This is a genomic window from Streptomyces bohaiensis (assembly GCF_012033785.1).
Classification (GTDB): Bacteria; Actinomycetota; Actinomycetes; order Streptomycetales; family Streptomycetaceae; genus Streptomyces; species Streptomyces bohaiensis.
The window spans coordinates 1-1,662 of the sequence record NZ_JAAVJC010000500.1; the positions used below are offsets into that span (position 1 = coordinate 1).

At 78.8% G+C, this 1,662-nt stretch carries 2 protein-coding genes and 1 pseudogene; all 3 read right to left on the minus strand.

Annotated elements, in window-relative coordinates; translation table 11 throughout:
* Positions 1-1,052, minus strand: a pseudogene (locus HCN52_RS24270) (hypothetical protein); the annotation flags it as partial.
* Positions 1,053-1,092: 40 nt separating this feature from the next.
* The gene (locus tag HCN52_RS24275; RefSeq protein WP_168090562.1) at positions 1,093-1,251 is read right to left on the minus strand and encodes a DUF6760 family protein; all 159 of its coding nucleotides are present in this window, start codon (positions 1,249-1,251) and stop codon (positions 1,093-1,095) included.
* On the minus strand, positions 1,248-1,662 hold a 415-nt coding region (locus tag HCN52_RS24280; protein WP_168090563.1), incomplete at its 5' end, for a hypothetical protein. The genes HCN52_RS24275 and HCN52_RS24280, both read right to left, overlap by 4 nt.

Here is a 1,662-nt window from a genome sequence, read left to right on the forward strand (position 1 = left end):
GGGCGGGGCGGGGCCGCACTGCCGGCCGTGCTCCGGTCGCCGGGGTCAGCGGCGGGGTCGGGCTGCCGGCTCGCGTGAGCGGGCAGGGCGGGCCCGGCGGCGGAGGTCGAGGGAGAGCCGGTCGCGGCTGCCGTTCGCTGGACGGGCGCGGACGGCGCGGACGGCGTCACCGCTCCGGGCTCCGGCGCGCGGGGGTGGTCCGGGCTCTCCCGACCCTGCCGGGTGGGGGCTCCGGCGGGGGTGGCGGGCGCGATGGCCTGCCGGTCGGCGGTACGGGGCGCGCGGCCGCCGGGGGCGGCGGGTGTCCGGGCGACCACCGGGGTGGCCGTGGCAGCGGCGCTCGGCTCGGCGGCGGGGCGGGCGGTTTCGGGGTCGCCGGAGGCCCGCTCCCCCGCTGCTGCGGCGTTCCCACCGCTGGAGCCAGGCCCGCCGGAGCCCGAACCGGACGCGGCGGAGCCCGAGCCCGAACCCGAGGCAGCCGTTCCGGCACCGGCCGGGCGCGACTCCCGACGCACCGCGGGCAGCACGCGGCGCTGCACCGTCGCGGGACCGGCGGGGGTCCGGGTCAACAACGGCGCCGGGGCACGGCGCTCACCGACAGGGGTGACGCGCTGCACGGGCGCGGGGAACTCGGGGACGGCGCGGTCCGGCACGGCGACCGACCGGCCGGCGGGCCCCGGCGCGGGCGCGGGCGCAGCGGCGGGCGGCACCACGGGCAGGGTGCGGGAGGGCGGCTCCAGTCCGGGGACGGGACGGGACGACGGGGTCGCGCCCCCGAGCGCGAACCGGGCCGAGGAGCGTTCGAGCACCCGGTGCGACCGGGTACCGGTCAGCGACGGGTCCTGGAACGTGGCGAGCCGACCGCTGAACCCCGCGTCGGCGACACCGCGCCCCTCCGGGACCGCGCGCTGGATCGGACCGGAGGCGACCCAGGCGGCGGGGCGGGCCGGGCCGGGGCCCGGCCCGCCGTCGGAGGCAGCGGCCTCGGCCACCGCGGTGACGGGGACGGCGCCGGTGACCTCGTCCGCCGGGCCGGGCGCCTTCGCGGGCACGGCGCGCGGCTGCCGGAATCGGTCCAGGAAACCCACGGGATCAGCCCCCCGCCCCGCCCCGGGTCACCAGGGACGCGATCTGTTCGGTCCAACGACGCCGGTCGTGGTGCTCCATGTCCAGGATGTCGTCCATCCCCCAGTGGAAGTGGTAGGCCACGTACGCGATCTCCTCGTGCAGCCGGTCGGTCGCGTACGTCACGATTCCCCCAGGCGGCTCCCGCCGAGTTCGACCTCGAAGGGCTCGGAGCAGTGCGGGCAGGAGACCGAGGCGCGGGTGTGCCCCTCGGCGTTGATCTGCCGGTAGAAGTCCTGGAGGAAGGCCAGGTCGGAGGCGAACAGGTTCTCCACGACGCCGTCGTGGACCGACGGCAGCGAACCGAGCCGGATGATCACCCGGCCCAGCAGGACCACCGAGAGGTAGGCGGCGTTCTCCTGGACCCGGACGTCCCGCAGCGGGACGAGTTCGTCCCGCGCCGTCGCCAGCCGCATGACGCCGTCCTGGTGCACGGTGCCGTGCGCGTCGACGTAGCCGCGGGGCAGTTGGAACGGGAACTCGGTCTGCAGGCGGCGCGGCGCGGCCGGGGCCGGGTCGGCGGCGCCGGCCTCCGGC